This is a genomic window from Pantoea sp. SYBGC1 (assembly GCF_057197005.1).
In genome coordinates, this window is sequence record NZ_JBXUNM010000002.1 from 257,504 (window position 1) to 282,267 (window position 24,764).

The following is a 24,764-nucleotide window of genomic DNA, read 5'->3' on the forward strand; positions in this document are numbered from 1 at the left end:
TTACCATGTTCAAGACAGAATTTATCCTGACTTTTAATTTACGACGGGTCGTTTGTTTAAGTAAGAATCGATTTTAAGCGATTCGGTTATCTTAATCTTACGCAGGTGAATAGTTAGCATTTTACTTTGATAAAGGAAAGCGTTCTTTGCGTCCTGAAAAGGTTTGATGAAAAGTTGTGACAATTAGCCGGGCGCAGCATTACGTCATGCAATAAAAGAGTGCAGGCATTCATTTGCGCTTCGTTTATTTTTTCGTGGCAGAGTATTGAGGACCGGAACATAAGCCAGGACTAACAGTAGTCAGAAAATGATGGGTTATAGCAGGCGTGTTTATCGGGGCAGGAGAGGCCAGGCTGCTGGCCGGGTCAGCAGCCTGCTGTTCAGAGATCGATGGTCAGGCTGGCGGTATGGCTGCGGGAGCAGCAGAGGGCAATACACTGGGAGGGCGCCGCTTTTTCTTTGTCAGACTGAACCGTATCGCGATGGTCCGGCTGGCCTTCAGTAACAGGCGTCAGACAGGCTCCGCACATACCCATTTCACACGACAGCGCAACCTCCACACCCTGTTCAGTCAGCACGGCTGCAATGGAACGATCCGGCGGAACCAGCCAGCTTCTGCCCGAGCGCGCCAGGGTTATGGTGAACGCTGCGCCTTGCTCAGTTACCTGCTGCGGTGCAGCGGCTTTAAATGCTTCTGTATGAATCGCTTCAGGAGGCCAGCCGCAGGTTTCAGCCTGAAGCTGCAGATGGGACATAAAAGGCAGCGGACCACAGAGATAGATATGTGCGCCGGGCTGATAGCGAGCGATACCCTCAGGCTGATGAGTGCGGGCGCTGACACCCTCACTGCTGTACCAGATATGACAAACGCCGTGCGCAAAACTCTGGTTCAGAAGTGCTGCAAACGCCTCATCGCCCCGCTCGCTGAGATAATAGTGCAGTTCAAACGCCTGGCCCGCCGCTTCAAGCGCCTGCGCCATCACAGAAAGCGGAGTAATGCCGATGCCGGCGGCCAGCAGGATAACTTTACTGGCAGTGACCAGCGGGAAAAGGTTACGTGGTGGAGAAATAGCAAGCTGCATGCCCGGGCGCAGCGTTTCATGTATGTGGCGCGACCCCCCGCGTGATTCAGCCTCCAGCGCCACGCAAATTTCGTAGCAGTCTCGTCTGTTTTCCGCTCCGGTCAGTGAATATTGCCGGATCATTCCGGGCTGCAGATGCACATCAATGTGCGCACCTGCCTGCCATGGGGGCAGCAATTGCCCGTCTGTTGCCATCAGCCTGACGCTCAGGTTACGGCGACCCTGACGCCAGATGCCGTCGGTCACCACATTAATCAGTTCGTTCATTGCCGCCCCTTACACCAGAAAAAATTCACCAAAGCCCATACGTTTCAGTCCGCGCCGGTACGCCACCGAACTGCGATCGGCCGGAATATGCGCCTCCAGCGTCAGATCCAGCGGCAGACGTTCAGGGCGCTGGGTCTCCACCATCAGTCGATCCTCTTCAAAAACGCGCAGGTTAAAGGCGTGCACCTCTTCCGGAGGAATGTGCAGATCAAAGTTGCGTGCGATAGGCGCAAACATGCGCGTCTGGCGGGCTGAAACCGGAGAGGCCGCATTCATGATCGTCAGGCGGGCGTCGCCAGGGAAGAAAATGGTCAGCGTGGCCGTAAAGGGCAGATGCATTTCAAAGCGTCGCAGCCACTCAAAGCCGTCGGGCGCCTGCTGCGGGCTGCCGGCAGCAAAATTGCTGACGGAACTCCAGTAGTCCACGCTAAAACCGTAGTCGGTTTCAACCGGGTTATACGCCGGCACCAGCTGGTTAGCCGGATCGGCAAAGGTATCCGTATGCACCCAGGCAAAATGCGCGACGTCCAGAAAGCCCTCTACCTGCCGGCCGGCAAAACCTGCGACATCGAATCCAGGGCAGTTGATTTGCTGAAACCCGCTGTCATCCCAGTGCGGCATCGTCGGCAGTTTTGCAGGCTGTTCACTGTCGGGTGCCAGACAAACCCAGATCAGCCCAAAACGTTCCGCCACGGCATAAGAGGTCAGATGCAGTTTGGCAGGCACCGGCTGGTCCGGACTCGACGGAATACGGTTACACCGGCCGTTTTCCCCAAAACGCAGGCCGTGATAGGGACAGATAATGCCCTCATCATCATGGAAACCCAGCGTCAGCGGTACGCCACGATGTGGACAGATATCACGTGCGGCCACAACGTCCCCCTTAATCCGGTAGAGCACCAGCTGCTCATCCAGCAGGGTCGCCTTCACCGGCGCGCTGCTGATATCGCCGCTGCGCGCAACAGGATGCCAGTGGCGCGCAAGGCGCAGCCAGTCCTCGGGATCAAAAGTGCAATGGGCGGGCGGTGTCGGACCGGACATAGTTATCTCCTGATAATCAGTTCACAGAGCGTGATAAACATAATGTTTGTCAGGACATTGTTATTACGCTTCTGTGTTACGATCCATCGCTAAGATTACAGTCAGCTGTTGCAAAAAAGTGTACAGGTGCACGATGAGCCCATTTTCCCGTTTCGCTCTCTACTTTACCGAAGTCGCCCGCAGCGGCAGCCTGCGCAAAGCGGCAGAAAAGCTGCACGTGTCGGCCTCCGCGATTAACCGGCAAATTTTGCAGGCAGAGGCCGCCTTTAATACGCCACTGTTTGAGCGTCTCCCTGAGGGCCTGCGTATGACCACCGCCGGGGAACTGCTCTACAGCGATCTCACGCGCTGGCAGCGCGAATTTCGCGTTACACGTCAGCGGTTCGATGACATCCAGGGGCTAAAACGCGGCAATGTCACTCTGGGAATGGTGCAGTCTCTGACCCGGGGCCGGATAGCTGAACGGATAGCGGCAATGGCGCAGACGCATCTCTGGCTGAATCTGACGCTTACCGTTGATAACAGCCAGCGCATCAGCCAGCTTATCCGGCAGTCTGAAATCGATTTTGGTCTGATCCTCGACCCGGATGGGCAAAGCGGCCTTAATGTACTGGCTTTTGCCGAACTGGAAATGGGCGTGGTGATGAACAATCAGCATCCGCTCAGCACCCGTGACGCTGTCTCGCTCAGTGAACTGAGTCACGAGCGGCATATTCTGCCGGGCGACTCACTGGTTGTTCATGAACGCGTCGCTGCGCTCTATCACCGGCAGGGATTCCAGCCTGAAAATGTCATCGGCTGTAATGATATACGGCTAATTCACACGCTGGTGGCGCAGAACAGCGGTATCTGTGTGCTGAGCCTGCTGGATGTGATGACCGAGGTTGAACAGGGTGAGTTAAGCTTCGTGCCGCTCCGGCACAGCGTTATGCGCCCCCTGACGCTGGCATTATGCACTGCGCCGTCGCGGCAGCTTTCGCGCGCGGCGCAGATGCTGATTCAGCAGATGACAGAGGTGATTGACGCAATGAGCGTCACTTCGCGCTAAACCGGAGAGTAGCTGCCGGTGCCATCCGGCCAGGGTGTGAGAAGATCAAAGCCGTTATCCGTAACGGCAACGGTATGCTCCCATTGCGCGGAGAGGGAGCGATCTTTGGTCACTACCGTCCAGCCATCACTCAATACGCTGGTTGCTGCTTTCCCGGCGTTGATCATGGGCTCAATAGTAAAGATCATGCCGGGCTCCAGCGCCAGGCCTTTACCGGGCGTACCATAATGAAGCACCTGTGGTTCATCATGATAGATCCGTCCGGTGCCATGACCGCAATACTCGCGCACAACCGAGAACCCTGCGCCTTCAGCTACCCGCTGGATGGCTGCACCGATGTCGCCCAGCGTGGCGCCGGGTTTAACCACGTTGATACCCGCTACCATGGCATCGTATGTGATATCCACCAGTCGTCTGGCACGAACCGAAGGCTGGCCCACAAAGTACATGCGACTGGTATCGCCATACCAGCCCTCTTTGATGACCGCGACATCAATATTAATGATATCGCCCTCTTTCAGTCGCTTCGGGCCGGGGATACCGTGGCAGACTACATGATTAACTGACGTGCAGACCGTGCGGGTATAGCCGTGATAGCCAATATTCGCCGGCGTGATGTTTAAAACATCAACAATATAATCGTGACAGAGACGATCCAGTTCGTCGGTGCTGATACCCGGCTTTACATAAGGTCCTATCATCGCCAGTACGGCAGCAGCGGCCTGACCCGCGGCGCGCGCCTGTTCAATTTCAGCGGCATTATGGAGCGTGATATTCACGATACCTGCTCCTGAGTCAGAAAGAGAGGATGGTTTAAGAGTGCGGCCAGCTCGCTGCCCCCGTCGCGCTCTATGCGCATCAGCAGCCGGACCAGCGCCTGGTGGTTTTTGTCAGGATAGAGTTCCGCCAGCATGCCCATTTTCATCCAGTGCTCCGCCTGTGCGTTGACTGAACGGCTCAATGCGCCGCTGGCGATACGCAGATTTTCGTGCATCAGATTGGAAATTTTCACAATGCCCATGGCTGTGCCTTATATGTTGTGTATATGAAACATATACTACCCGCGATAAAGAAAGAAACAAGGTGCCCGCAGCGAATGCAACAGAGCCGCAGCCGTTAAGGCAGCGGTAAAACGCACATCAGGCCCGATAGTTGTTTACTCTTTACCCTGAAGCGAGCCTCTCATATATGCAGTAGAAAATTTCAAGTATCAGGTTAACGTATTATTATTCATGTGGTTAGAGAGAGGGGAAGGCTCTGGTCCGATGTTACTGACGGATTGTTTCTGAATGGACATAAATTTTGTAGTATCTTTTTAGCGGTATTGAAAGGCTTTTCTCCAGATGTAAACTGACCCGGCGATCGCAAATATGAACAAAGCAGATGATAGTGAATGGGTAGACATAGTAATAGGCGAGGCGGTCATGGCCCTGTTCAATGAGGAGTTGCCCGTGTCTTATGATGCTTTGCTCAGCAAACTGCAGGAGATGCTGGCAGCAGAGAAGAGCGCAGCTAAAACCCGTTCACTGTTTTTTGCCATCCGGGAAATTCAGGGGGCAGAGCACCCGGCGATCAACGTGGCATCAAATGAACAGACTTTGCACTAAACGTTGAGGCGTGCCGCTCCGACGTAACTTATTGCTTTTTAGCTGTCAGGGCGCGCGCAGCGCTCGCGTAGATCGCTTTCATTCCATCCTGCGCCTCTCCTTCCTGCTGCCGCAGCCGCGTCAGAATGTTATCCGTACTCAAAGGCTGCCCGGATTTACGTAAAAACGAAACGGCGCGTCCGATGACGGCATGAATAGCACTGTTGTTATCCAAAACGCTGAGTTTCACGCTCTATCCCTCTGCATATTGCTCTGATATTCATGGCTGCCGCTTGCATACTCTGCACAGATTAATACCTGAGCAGAACGCGTCTTATTTACGCTCAGGGCAGTGCCCGATGCAGCTTCTCCCGCAGGGCTGTCACCCTTAGGGTAAGGTCGTGCAACTCTTCATAGGGGGTATCCATCACCGATATCATATCGGCGGGCACACCGGCGGCTTTGCTTTTAAGCTGCAGCCCTTGATGCGTCAGAAAAATGCGTACCCGGCGTTCGTCTCCACCCGCATCACGTTTGCGCACAATAAGACCGGCCGCTTCAAGTCTCTTCAGTAACTGGCTGAGCGTGCCGGAGTCCAGCCGCACGCGCGCGCCAACCTCCGATACTGTCACCTCATCTTTTTCCCACAGCGCCAGTAAAACCAGATACTGAGGATAGGTAAGCCCAAGCGGTTTAAGTCTGGACTGATAGAGCTTGGTCATCGCCAGCGATGCAGAGTAGAGCGCAAAACAGAGAAACTGGTCGACGGTAACCGGCGCATCAGAAAGCGCACCATCATGCTTACCGCTTTGATCATTTATATCAGTACACATTCACAATCCATTTTAGTGAGCTGGCCGGCAGGGAAAACGCACGCTGCGTCCGGGCAGCCACAAGTATTGAATCAAATTAAATTGATGTCAATGTAACCTGGCACAAACGCCATCGTCGTCGCGGGTCTGGCAAACTGGCCTATGCTTACAGCCGGAGTCCGATATGTGTGGACGATTCGCGCAGTACAGCAGCAGAGATGACTATTTTATGGCGCTGGGTATTGCGCCGGACGAAATCCAGTACGATCCGTTGCCTATCGGGCGATACAACGTTGCGCCTGGTACCCGGGTATTACTGCTCAGCGAGCGCGAAGAGTCGCTGCAGCTGGATCCGGTCTACTGGGGATATGGGCCAGAGTGGTGGCATAAACAGCCTTTGATTAATGCCCGCAGCGAAACCGCGGCAAGCGGCCGGATGTTTAAGCCTCTCTGGGAAGAGGGCCGGGCGATAGTGCCGGCTGATGGCTGGTTCGAGTGGAAAAGAGAGAAGGGGAGAAAACAGCCGTTTTTCATTTATCACCAGCGTAAGACGCCGCTATTTTTTGCTGCCATCGGCAGGGCGCCGTTTAATCATGTCCAGGGGCATGAAGGCTTTGTCATTGTGACCGCTGCCAGTAATAAAGGCATGGTCGATATCCACGATCGCCGCCCGCTGGTTCTGACCGCAGAAGGTGTTCATGAATGGCTGAGCAGCAGCACTTCTGCGCGTCGCGCGCAGGAAATTGCTCATGAAGCTGCTGAGCCGGAAGAGGCATTCTGCTGGCATGCGGTGACCACGCGGGTAGGCAGCGTTCGTCAGCAGGATGCTGAGTTAATTGAAGAGATCGAGCCGGAAAAGTAGCGGCTGATACATTTTATCTATTGAAATGAAAACCGGTGTCCGGTTGCAGACAGGGTTATGCCATTTAATAATCGGAGCATGACAACTTATCGCGTTAGAGTCGGGTATCACAACCCGTCAGCCCTGACTTTCAGGCAACTTGATGAACTGCTGGAGCCGCAGCGTTTCTGGCGTACTGCTACTCACACCAGCCGCTTTCGGTACTATATGGAGTATGAGTATGAATCTGACGTACGCGATCTGTGCGCAGTCTGCGCGCTGGCCTACTCACAGGCCTGCCGCGTGAGGCGGTGTCCGCTGGTATTAGTTGAGGAAGTGTCTGCCGCTGTGAGGCAATAAGTTGTGTGCGCGGATGTTACCTGCGACATAACAGGCGCAGCGGCATTCAGAATTGGCTCAGTGAGCCAGGCCGGTTTTTCACCTACGCTTTTTTCTGTATTTACTTACAGAGGAAGCACAAATGACGAACGAACTCAGCAGGAAACCCGTTGCCGATCGTGCCGAGGCAGACGCATTTTTCCCCTCCGATTACTCGCTCGATCGGTTTACCACTCCTCTATCCGATCTGAAGGACGCTGACTATCCGGCGCCCGGCGACGGAAGCAAAAAAATTCTGGTCCTTTGTGCTGATGAACGCTATCTGCCGCTGGATAACGATACGCTGTTTTCAACCGGCAATCATCCGGTGGAAACGCTGCTGCCGATGTATCACCTGCATCAGGCGGGCTTCGGTATCGACATTGCAACGCTCTCTGGTCAGATGGCAAAGTTTGAACACTGGGCCATGCCCGGACAGGATGAAACGGTAATACAATTCTATCAGCGCTATCAGTCAGCCTTCCGCTCTCCGCTCAGGCTGACAGATGTATTAGCGTCCCTCTCTCCTCATAGCGACTACGCGGCGGTGTTTATTCCTGGCGGGCATGGCGCACTGATCGGCTTACCGGAGAGTAAAGAGGTGGCAACATTGCTTCGCTGGACGCTGGAAAACGACCGCTATCTGATCTCACTCTGTCACGGCCCGGCGGCATTTCTTTCACTGGCCGGGTCCGGTCATCCGCTGGCTGGCTATGAAATCTGCGCTTTCCCTGATGCCATTGATAAGCAGACGCCGGACATGGGGTATATGCCAGGCCATCTTACCTGGTACTTCGGTGAGAAGCTGCGCGCAATGGGTCTTCATATTATCAATGAAGATATTAAAGGCACGGTACATCGCGATCGCAATGTTATAACGGGCGACAGCCCTTACGCTGCAAATGCGTTAGGCAAACTTGCTGCAGAAACGTTGCTGAAAGCTTACGGTTAAAGCGTCTGATTTTTCCCGGCCCTGACAAGCATCTTTGTCAGGGCTGATATTTACCAGCTTTGATTTTTTATAAAAATAATATGCTTATCGGCGAATCTGGTTAAAACTTTAACGTTTTATTCTGATATAAGTTTTTCCGATAGATAACGGAGCGATGTGTTTTTTACATGCACGCTTTTTTTGGTATGTGATTGTTATTAAATGATTTTTATCTATTTGGCTTTGGCGGTTACGCAAGAATATATCGTCAATTCACTTCCTGTAAAATAACCCTGATCAATCTATAATTTTTTTCACTTTGACCGTGCCTGTAATAACTGACAGGCCCGAGTGCGGAGTGGCTTTCTCACGGACGAACAGATTGCACCGTTTAATAAGAATAATTTCTATTCAGAATTGCTCACTTAAGGCTCACCAGGAATATTGCATGAAAAAGATACTTAACAAGATTAATTTGCCAGCGAAATTTATTTTTCTGGGCTTATTTGCTCTCGGGCTGTTTATATTTCCAACCTGCCTGTTTATTCAAAGCGGGAACCAGGCCATTGATGCTAAAAAGCTTGAGCTTACCGGCATACCGGTTGAAAAGAAGATGCTGTCACTGATTAACCTGGTACAGCGCCATCGGGCAGAAAGCGCTATTGCTATTGCGGGTGACGATCCAGCGCGTGCGTCACGTGTGGCGCTGGCAGAGGAGGTCGATACGCTCTATAGCGGTGTAGTAGCTGTACTGGGCGATAACGCGGAAGCTGCGCAACCGCTGGCGCGTTTAAATAAAGCTGACGGCGAGTGGAAAAAACTGCAGGCAGAGTTGGGTAATAAACAGCTTTCGCTGGAGGAGAGTCTCAGCCAGCACGCCAGTCTGATCCAGACACTGTTAATAGCCAATCAGGACATCCTGGATTTTTACGGCTTGTCACTGGACAGCGACTTAAATACTTATCAGCTGATTGTCAGTATTTTCAACCGGCTGCCGCTATTAACAGAAACCCTCGGGCAGATCAGAGCAAGCGGTACATCACTGATTGCGTCTGGCACGGGCGCATCAGAGGCAACGCTCAGCCAGATGGACTTCCGGCTGCAAAACGGCAGCGTAGCGCTGGAGCAGTTCAGCAATAATATGGATAAAGTTTTTACTATTGAACCAGCGTTAAAAGCGCTGTTTGCCAGTGCGGATACTACCGCCGTGCAGCAGGCGCAGGATGCACTGGCGCTGGCCAATACGGTTTTTGTATCCAAAACTAAAACCGTCACGCCGGCAGAATATGTCCGGGTATTCACTGAGGCGATCAATCAATTTTCCACACTGGGAAAGCAGAGTGCCGATCAGCTGTCGGTCATGCTGAGCCAGCAGATTGATGCGCGCCGTCATGCGCAATATAGCCTGCTGGGCGTACTGTTCGCGGTGGCGTTACTGGCTGTCTGGGTTGCCGTTATGATATCCCGCTCGATTACGCGTCCCGTGGAAGAAGCCGTTAATGCTGCCCGTCGCGTGGCAGCGGGCGACCTGACGTGTCCGGTTAACATCACCGGCAGCAATGAAATGGGGCAGCTGCTGCAATCATTGCAGTATATGCAGCAGCATCTTGCCGAGCTGGTCTCAGATATTAAGGAGAGCGCGCTGACGATCGCTTCATCCTCTGAAGAGATCGCAAACGGCAATGGAAATCTCTCCGCCCGGACTGAAGAGCAGGCCGCATCGCTGGCAGAGACCGCCGCCAGCATGGAGCAGATGGCATCTATTATCAGTCAGAATGCTGAAAATACCCATCACGCCACGACCATGGCAGAAGCGGCAACGCAGGCTTCATCGCTTAGCGGACAGGCGATGTCGTCAGTGATGGACACTATGGGGCGTATCCGGGGCAGCTCGGCGAAAATCGAAGAGATAACCAGCGTTATCGACAGTATTGCTTTCCAGACAAACATTCTGGCCCTCAATGCGGCAGTAGAGGCAGCCAGGGCAGGGGAATTGGGTAAAGGCTTTGCCGTCGTCGCAGCAGAAGTACGCTCGCTGGCGCAGCGTTCCGCTTCTGCTGCCAAAGAGATTAAAGAGCTGATTGCGCAATCGGTCAGCCACGCTGAAGAGGGAATAGTCATGGCCAGAAATGCCGGTGACAAAGTGAAACAGAGCGTAGACGCTATCGGGCAGACAGCGCAGCTTATCCGCGATATCTCTGCCTCCTCTCAGGAGCAGAGCAGCGGGATTTCGCAAATTAATATCGCAGTAAACCAGATGGATCAGGTGACACAGCAGAACGCAGCGCTGGTTGAAGAGTCAGCCTCTTCAGCAGGCGATCTTGCAGAACGCGCCTCACGTCTGCGTCAGCTGGTGGCTGTTTTCCACACGGCGTAATCTTTTCGACGATGCGGGCGCGTCCCGCATCTGCTCGTACAGTAAAAAGGCAGAGAATCGTTGCGAACCGACACAATTTGCCAAAAAAATTGCCTGCATCAGATTACAATTCAACCCCGTTTCGCTTATTTACTGCGCTTCTGTATGATTCTGAAAAAAGGCGATTTTATGCACTTTTTGCTGGTTTTTACTGGAAACGTAGCTTTAATATTGACAGTAATTCAGCCAGATTATTTCAGACAGGGTTATACGTAGCTGCCGCCGGCTGATAAAGTAGACAGGTACACTCACGTAAACTGGAGTATTTATGCTAACCACAATCATTTACCGTAGCCACATCTCTGCGGATGTGCCTGTGAAAATTTTGCCGGGTATGGTTGAGAAAGCGAGCCTCCTGAATGCGTCGCACCAGGTTACCGGTATTCTGCTCTTTAACGGTACACATTTCTTTCAGATCCTTGAGGGACCTGAAGAGGGTGTTTTGACGATCTACAATCGCATCTGTGCTGACCGTCGTCATCATAATGTGGTTGAACTTATGCGTGACTACTCCCCTTATCGCCGTTTCGGTAATTCCGGAATGGAGCTGTTTGACCTGCGCGAACATGATCAGTCAACCGTACTGCAGGCGGTACTGGATCGCGGTACTTCACGCTTCCAGCTGACCTATGATGACCGGGGCCTGCAGTTCCTGCGCACGTTTGTTGAATCGCGGGAAAAAGAAAACTATTTCGAAGTGCTGCCTGCCGATCTATGGGATTTTATTCCCGACATGACGGGATCGCTTCAGGAAGAGCACGGCATTCATTTCCGCCCGGTTGTGGATCCACTTGGCCGTGAGATCACCGCACTGGAGGCTATTTCCGATAGTCCGGAGAGCGCAGGTGAAGATAAGTATATTGCTAATCTGAACGCCGTACGCATGGCACTGATGAAGGCGGGCAAAGCCTGCCCGGATGGCATGACGCTCTATCTGACTATTCTGCCTATGACGCTGGTTGCGGTGCCGAACGCGGTTGCCACCATCACGGACGCCATTAAAAACGCCGGACTGGTGCCGGAACAGATTATTCTGGGCGTCAGCGAAACGGAAGTGATCCCGGGCCTGAATGATTTTACCGAAGCGGTTAAGCAGCTAAAACAGGCTGGCATCAGCCTGTCGATTGATAACTTCGGGGACGGCTCTGCCGGGCTTTCACTGCTGACTCACGTGCAGCCCGATCGCGTGCGCATTGCTTCCGGGATTATTCGCGATGTTCATCGCAGTGGTCCAAAGCAGGCTGTCGTGCAGGCTATTATCAAATGCTGTTCAGCGCTCGAAATTAACGTCATCGCCTCTGGCATTGAACAGCCGGAAGAGTGGATGTGGCTTGAGGCGGCAGGCGTAATCGATTTTCAGGGTTCGCTCTTCACACCGCAGGGTACTTCGGTGTCATGGCCGGAATATCGCGCGGCGATGTAACCCTGACTCTTTCTGTATCAATATCAGTCTGACCGACCGGCACATCACAAGCCGGTCGGTTATTTTTTTGTCACACTCTTTCCGGTTCTGCTCTTTTTTCATCCAGAAAAGATGTTTTCTGGCAGCGCTGATGCGTCAACCATGTGAAATTTATGAGAAACGCTCAGGCTCGCTGCGGTACAGGGTTACACACTAAAATTCTGTGGTAAACTTTGCGCCCCCGAACCTGCAGGCGGACACATCATGAAAAAAGAATTTGAAGAAAAGATGACGGAAATTTTAATCGGTGAGGCAGTTACTGACTTACTTGATGCTAATGCAGCGATTTCATGGACCGCTTTACTCGATCGTCTGCGCGCTGGTCTTGATAAAGAGACCGATGAGCACCGCATCCGTGCCGGATTACGTGCTATCGATGAAGTCAGACGTGAAATGCAGGTAAAGGCGTCTGAAAAAGCGACTGTGGCTGAATCTGATATGCGGCCTGCACGCGGCAAAATGCATTAAAATTGATTTAAATCAAACTTTTTCTGAGGTCTGACGCTAAATTGTTTCCCGGGAACAATTTCTGTTAGACTGTATGCTTATCCACCTACGGACGGAGGTCATGTGAAAAATGACGCAGCCGCCGAAGATATCTACGCCGTTATTGGAACGGTTGTGGCGCGCCTTCTTAAGCCGGACCAGCATCTGACTCTGCACGAGATTACTACTGCACTGCATCACATGGGTGAGACAGCGACAGGGCAGGATGTTCGTGAGGCCTGCCGCAAAGCTGTAATTATGCTTGCCCGTCAGATGCACTAGCTGATGCTCACGCAATATTAACGATCAAACAACAGTCCAATCAGTGCCTGATAATGCTGCTCTTCTTCGGCGCTGGTTGCTGCTTCAAGCCGACCAAGCAGTTTTGTGCATAACGCCTTACGGTTAAGGTTTTTGCCTGAGGTCAGAATTTCAACTACCAGCTGTCCCAGCGTTTCCTGCTGACTCAGGGTGGAAGCTTTGTTAAAGTAGTTAGCGATGTCACTAGCGGATGATGGATGCTGTACCATATACTGACGCATAGTTAGCCTCGTTTATATAAGTAAGTTGTACTGACAGGAGTAAAGTTATACAACTAACTTTTAATTGTACAGCTTTTTCTGCCGTTAATTTACTGCCTGCGATCTTTTCACTGTTATTTTTCTTTTATATCAGATAGTTAAGCAAAATTTTTTTGAGTGAAGATTTTACTTCTTCTTTGTACAGCTTCTGCATTGAGACCTGTACAACGTGGTTGCGCTGACATTCTGCTAACTCTCTTCATCGTCACCTGAGGTAAAACGGATCGGTTTAGCCGATAACGCTGCCTGCTCATGACGTTGTGCCTGGGCCTGCCACTCGGTCTGAGTCTGGTGAATTCGCTCAGGCTGTACAAAATTTTTCAGCCAGCTTCTGGCATCGGCAATTTGTGCCAGACGTTCATCGTTCTCTTCTGTCTCCGCCATGCGACCCAGCTCTGCGATGAGAGCCTCAACGCTGATATCCCGATCGCCCAGTGCCAGATTGAGTGTCGCTTCGCCAATAATGACGTGACCTACTACCTTTTCATGAAATAACACTTCTGCTCTCCTCATCATAGTTTTGTAATGATTTTAAAGTGTAATGAGCAGCAATACTTCTACAATACGCTGTAAACAATCAGCTAAGCCCCAGTGCAAAAAAAATTTGATGATTCTGAAATACAGGTTTGTAACGTACTGATAGCGTGCAACATCATCTGTTCACGCAGTGTAAACCGGTTAAAGACAGAATAATCTTAAAAAATTTGAATGTTATTTAACGCTGGCGCTTTTCAGGCGTTGCACGCCGCCTGCAGAACGCGCTGATAGCCAATGATCACAGTCAGACCGCAAAGGTCAAACCTGAACCCTGTTAACAAAAGCCACGCTTCAGAACAATTGCCCGCTGTTTACTCAGGCCCGGGGTCTGCATTTAATCTGATAACTGCAACTCTGACTGGCGTGCTCTGCTTTCACTCTTAAGTGTTAAGCATGGCACGCGCATACCTTATTGGCTCTATATCAACAGAGTAAATTTTACGCATGCAGGGGGAGAGGTTACTGCCCCGGATTTTCAGGCGCGAGGGGAAGGGTACTGATGATCACTCTGCGCAGCAGATGGCTATCAGGCTGGCTGCCCCAGCAAAAGGTGATCCAGTGTTCACAAAATGCGTGCCAGTCAGAAACCGGTATCAGCGGCCTGTCGCTACGTGTACCGTCCCATATATAGACATAGTGATCGCGATCGCGCAGTGCCCAGGCAATCATACTTTCCCACATCACTTTTGCCGCATTGGTCTGAGCGCTATCGGTAACAATAATCGAACGCGTACGCAGGAAATAACAAAAAAAGCGACGTGCCAGGCCATGCACTGCCTGTTCATGCTGCGGCTGACGCGTGCGCCAGACCATAATCTGAATGCAGGCGCGTAACGGCGAAGTAAAATCCTCTGTTTCTTCCAGCCTTACTGCATAAACCGTTTCAGGTCTCGGTTCCTCTGTAACCAGCCGGTATTGTTTATCCTCAGGACAGACATAGAGCGCATAGCCAAATGGAACAATAAAGCCTGGCAGCGTAAATACGCGCGTCTCGCCTGCAAGGAAAGCGCTGGTATCATCCCGGTTTGGCACTTCACGACTCAGAATCTGATTAAAGTGCGTATCAGGTAAAGTGATTGGCATGTGGTTATCCGATGTCGTACGTTCCAAAAGACCTCCCTGAAAACCGGAGTGGATTTGATCATCAATCTGAATGAGTAATAAGCTGGTATAGCAGGAAAAAGTGTAGCCGGAGATAATATCTTGCGCGTTCGTCCAGATGCGCGGTAGCAGAGCGGAGGTGTCGTCCATGACAGTTTCTCCGGCCGGTAAACGCTTGCGCGTAACCGATAAGGTTATCTTTATCGTCGTCTTCCAGCCGGAGCCGGATTACGTCCATAGGCGTCAGTTCTTTTCGTCGTTCAGGCTTGTCAGTGTCTGCAAATAGGGCACGTGCGGAACAACGTGCTCGGGTTTATCGAAACTTTTCAGCCAGCTTCTGGCCTCTGAGATCTCAATAAGGCGGGCATCGCTGCCACCCGCACTGGCCATTGATTCAAGCTCATTAATCAGTGAACGAACGCTGATTTTTTTTTCGCTCAATGCAAGGCTGAGTGCCGCTTCGCCGATAATGACATGACCTATCTCGTCGTGTTGAATAGACAAACAAACCTCCTTTACGATTGCATGATAACCTCACCACTTACTGTAGGCGTAACGGCAGAATTTGCCGGATATATTTTGAAATTTCCCAAATCAGCTAGCAGAATTTTTCGATCGAACGCTTTTTAGCCAATAAAAATCCTGCGGGCTTTCACAGATTCACTCTTCTGTAAGGCTGCAAAAAAAAAGCCCGCGCAGGGCGGGCTAACAAAATGTTGAAGAGGATTTCTCTCGCTGAAAACGCATCCTGTGTGTTGTTTGCCAGAAAAGGCTGGCTCATACACTATAGATGACAAACCACTTTAAAATCGGTTTTAGCTGTAAACCCGATGAAAATCTGTGTTGCTCATCGGACCAGCATAAAATAGGGCGGTAAGCCATTCAGGCAGGTTATAAGCGGTTTACAGAAATGGATAACCGGACCAGACGTTAGCGGATAGCAATAGCCCGGGAAAGCGATAAAAAAATGCCTCCGCAAGGAGGCAAGGTAGGAGTTACTCAGATCAGTGCTTAGTTGGATTTCTCACTGAACACTTTAAGGATAGAGAAATTTGTCAGTTTTTCCGGCTCGCTTAGTAAAGAAATACACTTATAAAACTTATAGTTAGCATGGTAATCATTTAAATACATGAATAATATAACTTTAGTTTGTAATGAAATCGTTTTCTAAGAATTTACTTATATTTTCACTAACCTGCTTATATCACCCTTTTTAATCTTATTTATCAGGCAGCGTCTGTTCTGCGGATGAATTTTCAACCAGACTCAGCACCGTAAACCTTTTGCTTTCATATCTGAAGTGCGCCACCGGCTGCAAACCAATACGAATATGCGCCTTAAGAGAAGCGTGACTGGCATGATTAATAAAAAAACAGGGTGGCGCGTGCCTGCTGACTGTTCATATTCCGCTCCGGCTCTGTAGATGAGAATCAAATAGTGTTGTCTGTTGCCGGCGTGTGCTCCGTTGAGAGTCATCCTAAAACTTACGTTCCGCTTGATGACTGGCGAGAGCTTGCCAGGCTTAGGAGTGTCATTTCCATCAGATAAGGAGAAATCATGTCACGGTTTGCAGATAAAGTTGTCGTTATTACTGGTGCAGGCTCAGGTATCGGCGCTGCGTCAGCACAACGTTTTGCTGCTGAAGGGGCATCAGTGGTACTGGTGGGAAGAACTGAAGAGAAGCTGCAGAAAGTCAAAGAGGCTCTGCCTGCCGGCAAACACCTTGTCGTTCCCTGTGATGTCTCAGATGCAGAGCAGGTCAAACAGCTTAGTGAAAAGGTCAACCAGCACTACGGGCGTGCGGATGTACTGGTCAACAATGCGGGCAGTATTGTTCAGGGCAAGATCCATGAGGTCTCGCCTGATGACTGGAAAACGCTGATGGGCACCGATCTGGATGGCGTCTATTACTGCACGCACTACTTTATGCCAGCCCTGCTGAAAACCAAAGGCAACGTTGTCAACATCTCTTCCGTATCCGGACTTGGCGGCGACTGGGGGATGAGCGTCTATAACGCGGCCAAAGGCGCTGTGACCAACTTCACGCGCGCGCTGGCGATGGATTATGGTTCAGACGGCGTCAGGGTCAATGCTATCTGTCCGGGATTTACGTTTACCGATTTAACGGAAAACGCAAAACAGGATGAGGAGCTGCTGGCACGCTTTTACGATCGTATCCCGCTGCGCCGGGCGGGAGAAGCTGATGATATCGCGGGCGCGATTGTTTTTATTGCCAGCGACGATGCCCGCTATATCACGGGCGCTAACCTGCCGGTTGATGGCGGTTTAACGGCATCAAACGGCTAGCCAAAACAGGCCTGATAGCAATAAAAAAGCCCGCGCAACTGCGCGGGCTTATCTTTGACGTCACACAAACTATGAGCGTGGGATCTCAGACACTTCTTTCACATCAGCTTTATTGATCTGCTGTTTAACGCCGTTGGCATCAACATAGCCCAGCAGTCCTGATTCCGCTTCTTTCGGCTTACCGTCGCTGACAATGGTACGACCATCGTTGGTATGAATTGCATAGGTGGTACGGGTGCAGCCGGTAAGGGCGGACAGGGCAATGATTGCTGCCACTGGAAGTAAAATAACTTTCTTCATTGTACTCTCCTTGATAGATGGATCAGTTATTCAGTTCACTCATGTTCGTGATTTGATCACGATTGATCTGCTCAGTTTTGCCGGTTTGCGCGTTTTCATACGATACCAGCCCGGTATCGCTATCTACCTGTGGTTTACCACTGGTAATAATGGTGCGGCCATCAGTCGTTTTAATCGCCTGGTTCGACGAGCAGCCGGTTACGGCTAAAAGAGATGTCAGGACAGCGGCAGCAACAACCATTTTTTTCATCATATTTCCCTATTTTCTGGACACGTTATAAGAGGAGCATAGTCCATAATTTTCGGTGGTGGTCTGACCTTGATGATTTTTTTGTGCAATTGATGCGGTGAACAGCAGGAGGTGTGTAGCCAGGCCGGAGAGGCTATTTTGCTATCTGTCTGATGCCTGAGAAGCAGATAAAGGCAGGCGCACCAGCAGAAAAAAGGACAGGTTTGTTAAGATATCTTTGGTTAAAGAGAGGACACACCACAGAGGCGCACTCTATAGCCCGCAGGAAAACGAGTATGCAGCGAGCTGATACAGATAAAGTAAATGAATATTATCAGGCTGCTTCTGTACGCCCTAAAAGCAGATTAAAAAGGTTCTCATAATGCGTCTTTTCATTGGGGTCTGTACAGTGATCCAGCCGCGAAAGTAGCGCGATACAGAGCGCTTTGCGATTAAGGATTTTATCGGAACATAAAATCTCTTTAACCATTTCACCCAGCAATTCAAATTCTGCAGACTGCCATATTCTGGCCTGCTCTTCAGCACTGAGTTTATCCGTTACGGGAAGATATTGATTCTGGCACATAATTCTCTCTTATTAATTTCACCGGCGGAAGGATCGGCACTGAAGCGCTATTAGTTCATTTTCCTGGCCAGCAGCCGAATAACTTTTTCGCACGCCTGCTGCGTTTCAGGGCTGTCCGCTCGTAACCCTGTGCGGTATAACGCGCCAATAACTTCCTGCAAAGAAAGTGTTTCACCCGGTTTTAAAATCTGTGTAATTACGTCACCCAGTAAAGCGTACATCGCTTCCGCATCTTCTGAATCGTCTTGCTGCACATAACCCCCATCCATTTTTAAAATTGCTTAATGTTTGTAATATGTCAGGGACGCCTGTTACTGAAAATCGCAACGACAGCAAAATAGCTGAATTAGGAAATGCGTATTTCCTAATAGCGCAGCAGCGTTAGTTCAGCAGGCGCAGCGCCATCTTAATAGTTTCTTCGCCATTAGTCACATCCTGAATTTTGCCCACCACGCGCATCCCAAACGCAATACAGAGCAGTAAACCGGCGGTTGTATCGGCATCAAGATGACTTGCTATTGAGCCATCAGCCTGGCCCTGCTGAATCAGCGACATGAGGAAAGCCCGGTTGCGCAGTACGGCCTGACGTACCAGATGAGATAACTCCTCATCAAGCGTCTGCAGCTCCACGGTGCTGCCCACCACCAGACAGCCGCGCCGTCCCTCTATCTCGCTGGCGGAATCGAGATAGAACTGGAGCAGCTCAGCAACGCGTTCGCGGCCCGTAGGGAATGCGCTCAGACGTTCGCGCAAATCAGCATTGCGAACGGCAATGTAGCGCTCGAACACGCGCAGAAAAAGTGAGCGCTTGTCCTGGAAAGCTTTGTAGATACTCCCCGCAGTAAGCTGCATGGCAACACCAAGATCGGCAATAGAGGCAGCGTGAAATCCTTTCTGGCGGAAAACTATCATCGCACTATCAAGCGCAACATCAATATCAAAATTGCGCGGCCTGCCGCGTTCGCGGGGAGCTGCGGCAGAGGATTTTACTGGTGGCATTCTCAGCCCTTCTGTAGCGATTATTTCCAAATTATCCCGGTTGCGTCCGGGCCGGTCAACGCCGGAGATTTGCGCTAGAGTTAAGTGATTAAATTACATCGTATTGCGATAAATATTTCAGCCTTTGCGACAGGGGAACAGCATGAAAGATGTCTTTATTGTGGGTGGTGCCGGAAAGATTGGTCGTGAGCTGGGTCAGCAGCTGACCCGTACCGGCGTGACGGCACGGGCGTTGTGCCGTACTGCTGAGCAGGAAGCCAGCCTGCAGCAGCAGGGTATTCAGGCTGTCAGAGGCGACCTGGTTGCCCTCAATGAACAGCAGCTTACCGGGCTGATGCAGGGATGCGGGGTGGTAGTCTTTACCGCTGGCGCCGGCGGGAAAGGCGGAGAGGCGATGACTAATGCCGTTGATGGTGACGGGCTGGCTAAGTCTGTTGCAGCCGCGCAACAGGCCGGTATTGAACGCTTTATTCTGGTCTCCGCCTTTCCGGAAGCGGGGCGCAGCAGGCAGCTTTCTGACACTTTCGAAAACTATATGCGCGTAAAAAAACAGGCCGACGTTGTTCTTGCCGCAAGCGCGCTTGACTGGGTTATCGTGCGTCCCGGCACGTTAACAGATGAGCCGGCAACCGGCAAAATCAGCGCCGGACCGGCGATCGCCTATGGCACGATTTCCCGCACCGATGTCGCAGCCACTCTGGCGGCGCTGATTCAACAGCCTGCCGTATCCCGCGTCATTATTGAACTTACGGCGGGAGAAACACCCGTTTCAGAGGCGATAGACGCGCAGGTTTCACGCTAACCGGTTCAGCAGCGAGGAGACGTTATGACACATTCACCGGATGCGCATCTGCAGGTAATCTGGCAAAAGCTGACTCATGCGGTGAGCGCGCGCTCACCTTTTACTCTGATGCAGCTGGCCAGCGTGGCAGAGAATGCGCAGCCTAAGCTCAGAACCATAGTGCTGCGCGATTTCAGCCTGACACCCGCTTCATTACTGTTTACCACTGACGTGCGCAGCGCCAAAGTGCGGGAGATGAGAGATAATCCGCAAGTTTCGCTGCTGGGCTGGGATGCGCAGAACAGCTTTCAGCTGCGTCTTGAGGGCGAGGCGGTCTGCGTGGATGAGCGCGAACTGCGTTGTACCGTCTGGCAGAAGCTGCGGCCTGCTGCGCAGCAGCTATTTTACTCGCCTGATTCACCCGGTGACATCCTTGATGATCCGGACACGCGGCGCAGCGGACACGCCTCCGTTTCGTTCGCTGAACCTCCGCAAAATTTTGCGCTGATACGCGTCATGATAGAGCGTGTTGAATCGCTTGATGTCGGTAGCGAGCCGCATCAGCGCTGCGAGTTCCTGCTGCAGCAGCAGGGCTGGAGAGGGCGATGGCTGGCGCCTTAGCGTCTCTGCCGCGCAGACGGCAGGATCGGGTTCCGGCAGATACAGGCGATGGCGGGCCGTGGCGGCAGGCAGGGAGTGATTGCATTAAGTACTGCCGTAGTCACGGCGGTACTTAACGGTGTATTTAACTAATTAGCCCGGCTGAGCGGGCTAAAAACTGTTATGCCAGCGTTCGCTGTTTTGTTTCACTCAGTACGCTGACAATATTTGCAGCAGAGACCGTGCCCATTTTAATGTAAGAGGCGTCGCTGACACCGCCAATATGTGGTGAAAGAATGATGTTCGGCAGCGACTGCCAGCGGTGAGGTGCAGTCAGCGGTTCTGCGCAAAAACTGTCCAGCGCGGCGGCGCGCAGTTTGCCGTCAGCAAGTGCCGCGGCAAGCGCTGACTCATCGACCAGACCGCCGCGCGCGGTATTAATAAAAATGGCGCCGCGTCTGAAATAGCCTAGCGCGGCATCATCGATCATCGCGCGATTGTCCTCAGTGAGCGGGCAGTGAAGGGATACTACGTCAGCCTGTTGATAAAGCGCTTCCAGCGTGCTGACCTGTTCGCATCCTTCAGGGCAGAAAGTCGCATAGGGATCGTAAGCCAGCACGCGCATGCCAAACGCGTAGCCAGTTCTTGCGACCCGGCGACCGATTTCGCCCAGCCCGACCAGACCCAGCGTACGGCCTTCAAGCTCAAAAGATTTATGCAACGATTTGTCCCAGTGTCCGGCGCGCATACGTGCATCGAGCGGCACAACAGATTTTGCGCAGGCCAGCAGCAGCGCCCAGGTATGTTCTGCTACGGCCGCTGCGTTAGCGCCGGGTGCAGAGCAAACGCGTATATTTCTTTTTGCTGCTGCTTTTTGGTCAATAACATCGATCCCACTGCCATGTTTCGAAATGACCCGTAAAGCCGGAGCGGCGTCCATTACCGCTGCCGGAATCTTTCCATAGCGCACCAGAATAGCGACCGGATTATGCTGGTGGCAGAGCGCAATGAGCTGCGTCTCCGATGGCTGTTTACCGGCAAAAATAACCTCGTAGCCGGTCAAAAGCTGCAGGGCTTCCTCCGCCAAATCGCAGCCGGTTACCAGGATAACGCTGCGTGCTTCGCTCATAGCGTCTCCTCCGCAGCAAGCATTCCAGCCTGGCGCAGCGCCTGCTCCAGCCACGGTGCCCGCGTGTCGCCCGCTGCGATAGCCTCAATACGCTGGGTTTCGGCCGCCAGTTTCTTTTTCGCCAGCGCAATGACCGTTTTTACCTCCTCTCGCGGGATCACCACCACGCCATCAACATCACCCACAATCAGGTCACCGGCCTGCACCTGCGCACCTGCAATAGAGACCGGATAGTTAACCCGGCCTGGAAGCAGTTTTGTGGGCCCGCAGGGATTGAGGCCGGCAGCAAAAATCGGGTAAGGCTGGCTGGCAAGCGCATCGGCATCACGTACAGCCCCATCAATGATGATACCGGCAATACCTGAGGCTCTGGCCTGGGTGGCCATAATTTCTCCCAGCAGCGCGCAACTGATATCACCTTTGCCATCCACAACGATGACGTCACCAGGCTGTGCAATAGCCAGCGCAGCATGAATCGCCAGATTGTCACCCGGTCTGACCTCAACGGTAATTGCAGGCCCCGCAACTCTCATACCCGGCGCCAGCGGCTTAATTCTGCCATGCAACGTGCCGCGGCGGCCGGCAACATCGGCAAGGATAGCCGCCTGATACTCTGCGGCCTGACGCGTATCTTCATCAGATACGCGGGTGATATTGCGGTTAATCATCGGAAGTGTCAGAGAATTCATACGGCCTCGCTGTTTTACCAGGTGAAATGAGAATGTATAATATAAAACTACTATAGCGAGCTTGCCGGAAGATTAGCCAGTGTAGAAAGGGAGTTTGTGACGTAAATACGAGGTGACTCACAAATATTCAGGTACACTCGTAGTCGTCATAAAAGGAGAAAACAATGGGTAATGAAGGCGTTATTGCGGTTGAAAAGGCGCTGGCGCTGCTTGACTGTTTCCGTCCGGGCGATAACAGCCTGACGCTGACGGCGCTGGCGCAGGCATCGGGCTACCATAAAACCACGGTATACCGCCTGATGAATTCACTGGAACGCATGCACTACGCTGTGCGACATGACGACGGGACTTATGGACTTGGACCGCGCCTGCTTTATCTCGGAAAGCTTTATGAGCAGTCATTCCATCTTGCAAGCGTAGTGCAGCCGGAATTGCATCAGCTGGCACAGGAGACGGGTGAGAGCGCCAGCTGGTATGTCATTGAGGGCGGACAGCGGCTCTGTCTGTTCCGTGCGGAGGCCACAGAGGGTTTGCGCCACAGCCGGCTACCGGGAACAACCTATCCGCTGGATCACTCTGCTATTGGTCAGGTTTTACGCTACTGGGGACTGAACGAGCCCCTGTTTAGTGAAGAGCCACTGCTGCCTCTTTATACCTCCGGTGCGCGCGACCCGCACACCGCAGCCTATGCTCTGCCGGTATTTGGTGTGAGCGACAAGCTTGTCGCCGCGCTGGCGCTGACCGGCCCCTCATCACGGCTCACAGAAGCGCGTCGTCAAGAAGGCGTAGCCAGCGCAATGTATCATGCTGCCGCGCGACTTTCGGTCCGGCTGGGGGCTTCACCACAGTTTTGCACCGCTCGTTATGGCGAGGTAATTACAACCGCTGGCGAATAACAGGGCGCCGGTCTGCAGCACCGGCTCCCTCAGTAAAGCCCACTGTTAGTGTGTTGTCGCGCGCGCTTTATTTTCTGTGTGGCGTGCCATCTTTCTGCCCATGATCACAACAGCGATACCTCCTGCCAGACAGAGTACAGCAAGCGGCAGCAGCGCCAGTGTATGGCTGCCGGTTTTCTGATTAATGATGCCGTAAACGTTTACCATCAGGCCGCCGCCAATCAGGTTAGCGATAGCACCAATCGCGGCCAGCCCGGCCGCTGCAGAAGAGCTACTCATCCACCCGGATGCCAGCGCCCAGAACGGACCTTTCATTGAGTAAGCGCCTACCAGAATCAGACTCAGAATAATAATGGTCGCCGGCAGAGAGAGGTTAATAAAGGCAGCGGCAATACCGCCTGCAATCATGAATAACGTCAGCGCAGTGTGCCAGCGCCGTTCGCCGGTGCGATCGGAGTTCCGGCCCCAGACAATCATCAAAACAGAAGCCAGGCCATAAGGAATGGCATTAAGCAGGCCGGTCGTGAGGTTATCCAGCTGGAAAGACTTCAGTAGCTGCGGTGACCAGACGCTGAGCGTCGTACCGGCTGCCGACGCGCCGGAATAGATCAGGGCAAAAAGCCAGATCTGACGATGTTTCAGCAACTGCCAGGTAGAGATGTGGCCAATATTTTTGCGTTCACTGCGCTCTTTCTCCAGCGTCTCTTCCAGCCACTGTTTCTGCTCGTGGTTTAGCCAGCGCGCCTCATGCGGGCGATTACTCAGGACAAAGTAAGCCGCGATGCCCAGCAATACAGCAGGCAGCCCTTCAATAATAAACAGCAGGTGCCAGCCGCGCAGGCCAAACCAGCCATCCAGCGTCAGGATCAGTCCCGACAGGGGGGAGCCGATAAAATTGGCCAGCGGGATCGCCACCATGAACGAGGCGATGATGCGTGCACGGTAGCGGGAAGGGATCCACCAGGTCAGATACAGTACTACCCCGGGAAAAAAGCCCGCTTCTGCTGCACCCAGCAAAAAACGCAGCACGTAGAGTGAGGCAGAGGTTTCAACCAGCGCCATGCACATACTTACGATCCCCCAGCTGATCATAATGCGCGGGATCCAGAGCCGTGCTCCTACTTTCTGCATAGCGAGATTGCTTGGAACCTCAAACAGAAAATAGGCCACAAAATAGAGGCTGCTGGCAAAGCCAAATGCCGCTTTTGTCAGGCCTAAATCCTCGTTCATCTGCAAAGCCGCCATGCCGATGTTTCCGCGGTCAATAATGGAGACCAGATAGCTTACGACGAGGAAGGGCAGAATTCGCCAGATCACCCGGCGCATCGTTTCACGCTCCAGCGCGGTCACAGGCGCCTGGTTAAGTAGAGATTGAGTCATTGTATCCTCGCAGAGTTCAGATTGAATAACACCACTGATGTTTCACTCTATACAACTTTGTTGTACAAAATAAACTATCAGACTCTCTGCCTGCGTCGTATGCAGGATAGTGGGATTGCGGTTCAGCTCACAGATTAAGCGCGGCCCGGATGCGGATTTGTGATCGCTAACGCTGCAGAATGCTCATCTCTGACATCTGTAGCTTCAGCGCTGGCGCTCTATCCCCTTTTAACCGGACATTGTGCGCTGGTGCCTTAAATATTTTCAGGTAGGTGAAAAAATCGATGTTGAGATTTATT

At 52.2% G+C, this 24,764-nt stretch carries 31 protein-coding genes; 13 read left to right on the forward strand and 18 right to left on the reverse strand.

Translation table 11 applies throughout. The features are described from left to right. Positions 1 to 380: 380 nt before the first annotated feature. Positions 381 to 1,349 carry a PDR/VanB family oxidoreductase gene (locus tag AC2CF9_RS06730; protein ID WP_484556578.1) on the reverse strand — a complete coding sequence of 323 codons (969 nt, stop codon included), beginning with the start codon at positions 1,347 to 1,349 and terminating at the stop codon, positions 381 to 383. A gap of 9 nt (positions 1,350 to 1,358) precedes the next feature. Continuing rightward, positions 1,359 to 2,390 (reverse strand): molybdenum cofactor-independent xanthine hydroxylase subunit HpxD, encoded by a 1,032-nt coding sequence (gene hpxD, locus AC2CF9_RS06735; protein ID WP_190314913.1) that lies wholly within the window; start codon positions 2,388 to 2,390, stop codon positions 1,359 to 1,361. Between the two features lie 133 nt (positions 2,391 to 2,523). On the opposite strand from hpxD, the gene AC2CF9_RS06740 reads away from it, so the two are divergent. Further along, entirely contained in the window at positions 2,524 to 3,438 is a 915-nt protein-coding gene (locus tag AC2CF9_RS06740) for a LysR family transcriptional regulator (RefSeq protein WP_484556579.1), read from the forward strand. Here the strand turns inward: AC2CF9_RS06740 and map are convergent. Further along, on the reverse strand, positions 3,435 to 4,217 hold the full coding sequence (gene map, locus AC2CF9_RS06745) for a type I methionyl aminopeptidase (RefSeq protein ID WP_370513329.1): 783 nt from the start codon (positions 4,215 to 4,217) through the stop codon (positions 3,435 to 3,437). The two genes, AC2CF9_RS06740 and map, sit on opposite strands and share 4 nt — an antisense overlap. After that, positions 4,214 to 4,459, reverse strand: coding sequence for a ParD-like family protein (locus tag AC2CF9_RS06750; protein ID WP_484556580.1), 246 nt, complete (start codon positions 4,457 to 4,459; stop codon positions 4,214 to 4,216). Before AC2CF9_RS06750 ends, map begins: the two co-directional genes overlap by 4 nt. 349 nt (positions 4,460 to 4,808) lie before the next feature. Here AC2CF9_RS06750 and AC2CF9_RS06755 point away from each other — a divergent pair, with 349 nt between their 5' ends. Continuing rightward, positions 4,809 to 5,045, forward strand: coding sequence for a hypothetical protein (locus tag AC2CF9_RS06755; protein WP_104085747.1), 237 nt, complete (start codon positions 4,809 to 4,811; stop codon positions 5,043 to 5,045). 28 nt (positions 5,046 to 5,073) lie between these two features. Here the strand turns inward: AC2CF9_RS06755 and AC2CF9_RS06760 are convergent, their stop codons facing one another. Together AC2CF9_RS06760 and AC2CF9_RS06765 are read right to left on the reverse strand one after the other, a co-directional pair. Next, positions 5,074 to 5,274: a hypothetical protein gene (locus AC2CF9_RS06760; RefSeq protein WP_150016731.1), complete on the reverse strand. Its 201-nt coding sequence runs from the start codon at positions 5,272 to 5,274 to the stop codon at positions 5,074 to 5,076. A 94-nt stretch (positions 5,275 to 5,368) separates the two neighbouring features. Continuing rightward, positions 5,369 to 5,857, reverse strand: a complete 489-nt coding sequence (locus AC2CF9_RS06765; protein WP_150016730.1) for a MarR family winged helix-turn-helix transcriptional regulator — start codon at positions 5,855 to 5,857, stop codon at positions 5,369 to 5,371. Between the two features lie 163 nt (positions 5,858 to 6,020). Between AC2CF9_RS06765 and AC2CF9_RS06770 the strand changes: the two genes are divergently transcribed. The 7 genes from AC2CF9_RS06770 (at position 6,021) to AC2CF9_RS06800 (ending at position 12,632) form a co-directional block, all read left to right on the forward strand. Then, positions 6,021 to 6,698, forward strand: coding sequence for an SOS response-associated peptidase family protein (locus tag AC2CF9_RS06770; RefSeq protein WP_484556581.1), 678 nt, complete (start codon positions 6,021 to 6,023; stop codon positions 6,696 to 6,698). Positions 6,699 to 6,776: 78 nt separating this feature from the next. After that, positions 6,777 to 7,037: a hypothetical protein gene (locus tag AC2CF9_RS06775; RefSeq protein WP_150016729.1), complete on the forward strand. Its 261-nt coding sequence runs from the start codon at positions 6,777 to 6,779 to the stop codon at positions 7,035 to 7,037. 121 nt (positions 7,038 to 7,158) lie between these two features. Next, entirely contained in the window at positions 7,159 to 8,007 is an 849-nt protein-coding gene (gene hchA / locus AC2CF9_RS06780) for a glyoxalase III HchA (RefSeq protein ID WP_150016728.1), read from the forward strand. A 427-nt stretch (positions 8,008 to 8,434) separates the two neighbouring features. Beyond that, positions 8,435 to 10,363, forward strand: a complete 1,929-nt coding sequence (locus tag AC2CF9_RS06785; protein ID WP_484556582.1) for a methyl-accepting chemotaxis protein — start codon at positions 8,435 to 8,437, stop codon at positions 10,361 to 10,363. 307 nt (positions 10,364 to 10,670) lie between these two features. After that, complete coding sequence (locus tag AC2CF9_RS06790; RefSeq protein ID WP_150016726.1) at positions 10,671 to 11,825, forward strand: diguanylate phosphodiesterase; 1,155 nt, start codon at positions 10,671 to 10,673, stop codon at positions 11,823 to 11,825. Positions 11,826 to 12,068: 243 nt separating this feature from the next. Further along, complete coding sequence (locus tag AC2CF9_RS06795) at positions 12,069 to 12,332, forward strand: hypothetical protein (RefSeq protein ID WP_150016725.1); 264 nt, start codon at positions 12,069 to 12,071, stop codon at positions 12,330 to 12,332. 102 nt (positions 12,333 to 12,434) lie between these two features. Next, positions 12,435 to 12,632, forward strand: coding sequence for a hypothetical protein (locus AC2CF9_RS06800; RefSeq protein ID WP_150016724.1), 198 nt, complete (start codon positions 12,435 to 12,437; stop codon positions 12,630 to 12,632). A gap of 17 nt (positions 12,633 to 12,649) precedes the next feature. Here AC2CF9_RS06800 and ycgZ read toward each other — a convergent pair whose 3' ends face one another. From ycgZ to AC2CF9_RS06820, 4 genes are all read right to left on the reverse strand, one after another. Beyond that, entirely contained in the window at positions 12,650 to 12,892 is a 243-nt protein-coding gene (gene ycgZ, locus AC2CF9_RS06805; RefSeq protein ID WP_484556583.1) for a regulatory protein YcgZ, read from the reverse strand. Between the two features lie 228 nt (positions 12,893 to 13,120). Next, positions 13,121 to 13,429 (reverse strand): hypothetical protein, encoded by a 309-nt coding sequence (locus AC2CF9_RS06810; protein ID WP_190314911.1) that lies wholly within the window; start codon positions 13,427 to 13,429, stop codon positions 13,121 to 13,123. A gap of 498 nt (positions 13,430 to 13,927) precedes the next feature. Continuing rightward, positions 13,928 to 14,551, reverse strand: coding sequence for a hypothetical protein (locus AC2CF9_RS06815; RefSeq protein ID WP_484556584.1), 624 nt, complete (start codon positions 14,549 to 14,551; stop codon positions 13,928 to 13,930). Between the two features lie 261 nt (positions 14,552 to 14,812). Beyond that, entirely contained in the window at positions 14,813 to 15,073 is a 261-nt protein-coding gene (locus tag AC2CF9_RS06820) for a hypothetical protein (protein WP_484556585.1), read from the reverse strand. 1,053 nt (positions 15,074 to 16,126) lie between these two features. Here AC2CF9_RS06820 and budC point away from each other — a divergent pair. Beyond that, positions 16,127 to 16,876: a meso-2,3-butanediol dehydrogenase gene (gene budC, locus AC2CF9_RS06825; RefSeq protein ID WP_484556586.1), complete on the forward strand. Its 750-nt coding sequence runs from the start codon at positions 16,127 to 16,129 to the stop codon at positions 16,874 to 16,876. 69 nt (positions 16,877 to 16,945) lie between these two features. On the opposite strand, the gene AC2CF9_RS06830 is transcribed toward budC, so the two are convergent. The 5 genes from AC2CF9_RS06830 to AC2CF9_RS06850 form a co-directional block, all read right to left on the reverse strand. Next, positions 16,946 to 17,176, reverse strand: a complete 231-nt coding sequence (locus AC2CF9_RS06830) for a YgdI/YgdR family lipoprotein (protein ID WP_040113814.1) — start codon at positions 17,174 to 17,176, stop codon at positions 16,946 to 16,948. Positions 17,177 to 17,198: 22 nt separating this feature from the next. Beyond that, a complete protein-coding gene (locus AC2CF9_RS06835) occupies positions 17,199 to 17,426 on the reverse strand; it encodes a YgdI/YgdR family lipoprotein (RefSeq protein WP_175540442.1) in 228 nt (75 codons plus the stop codon). Between the two features lie 313 nt (positions 17,427 to 17,739). Further along, the gene (locus AC2CF9_RS06840; protein WP_150016720.1) at positions 17,740 to 17,991 is read right to left on the reverse strand and encodes a biofilm development regulator YmgB/AriR family protein; all 252 of its coding nucleotides are present in this window, start codon (positions 17,989 to 17,991) and stop codon (positions 17,740 to 17,742) included. 50 nt (positions 17,992 to 18,041) lie between these two features. Further along, on the reverse strand, positions 18,042 to 18,245 hold the full coding sequence (locus AC2CF9_RS06845) for a hypothetical protein (RefSeq protein ID WP_150016719.1): 204 nt from the start codon (positions 18,243 to 18,245) through the stop codon (positions 18,042 to 18,044). Between the two features lie 127 nt (positions 18,246 to 18,372). Beyond that, the gene (locus AC2CF9_RS06850) at positions 18,373 to 18,990 is read right to left on the reverse strand and encodes a TetR/AcrR family transcriptional regulator (protein ID WP_484556587.1); all 618 of its coding nucleotides are present in this window, start codon (positions 18,988 to 18,990) and stop codon (positions 18,373 to 18,375) included. A gap of 142 nt (positions 18,991 to 19,132) precedes the next feature. Here AC2CF9_RS06850 and AC2CF9_RS06855 point away from each other — a divergent pair, with 142 nt between their 5' ends. Then, positions 19,133 to 19,792 (forward strand): NAD(P)H-binding protein, encoded by a 660-nt coding sequence (locus tag AC2CF9_RS06855; RefSeq protein ID WP_484556588.1) that lies wholly within the window; start codon positions 19,133 to 19,135, stop codon positions 19,790 to 19,792. A 24-nt stretch (positions 19,793 to 19,816) separates the two neighbouring features. Then, a complete protein-coding gene (locus tag AC2CF9_RS06860; RefSeq protein ID WP_484556589.1) occupies positions 19,817 to 20,392 on the forward strand; it encodes a pyridoxamine 5'-phosphate oxidase family protein in 576 nt (191 codons plus the stop codon). 160 nt (positions 20,393 to 20,552) lie between these two features. On the opposite strand, the gene AC2CF9_RS06865 is transcribed toward AC2CF9_RS06860, so the two are convergent. Together AC2CF9_RS06865 and AC2CF9_RS06870 are read right to left on the reverse strand one after the other, a co-directional pair. Then, positions 20,553 to 21,500 (reverse strand): hydroxyacid dehydrogenase, encoded by a 948-nt coding sequence (locus tag AC2CF9_RS06865; protein ID WP_484556590.1) that lies wholly within the window; start codon positions 21,498 to 21,500, stop codon positions 20,553 to 20,555. Further along, the gene (locus AC2CF9_RS06870) at positions 21,497 to 22,189 is read right to left on the reverse strand and encodes an RraA family protein (protein ID WP_484556591.1); all 693 of its coding nucleotides are present in this window, start codon (positions 22,187 to 22,189) and stop codon (positions 21,497 to 21,499) included. Before AC2CF9_RS06870 ends, AC2CF9_RS06865 begins: the two co-directional genes overlap by 4 nt. A gap of 164 nt (positions 22,190 to 22,353) precedes the next feature. Here AC2CF9_RS06870 and AC2CF9_RS06875 point away from each other — a divergent pair, with 164 nt between their 5' ends. Beyond that, entirely contained in the window at positions 22,354 to 23,085 is a 732-nt protein-coding gene (locus AC2CF9_RS06875) for an IclR family transcriptional regulator (RefSeq protein ID WP_484556592.1), read from the forward strand. 45 nt (positions 23,086 to 23,130) lie between these two features. On the opposite strand, the gene AC2CF9_RS06880 is transcribed toward AC2CF9_RS06875, so the two are convergent. Beyond that, positions 23,131 to 24,465, reverse strand: a complete 1,335-nt coding sequence (locus tag AC2CF9_RS06880) for an MFS transporter (RefSeq protein WP_484556593.1) — start codon at positions 24,463 to 24,465, stop codon at positions 23,131 to 23,133. Between the last annotated feature and the right edge of the window lie 299 nt (positions 24,466 to 24,764).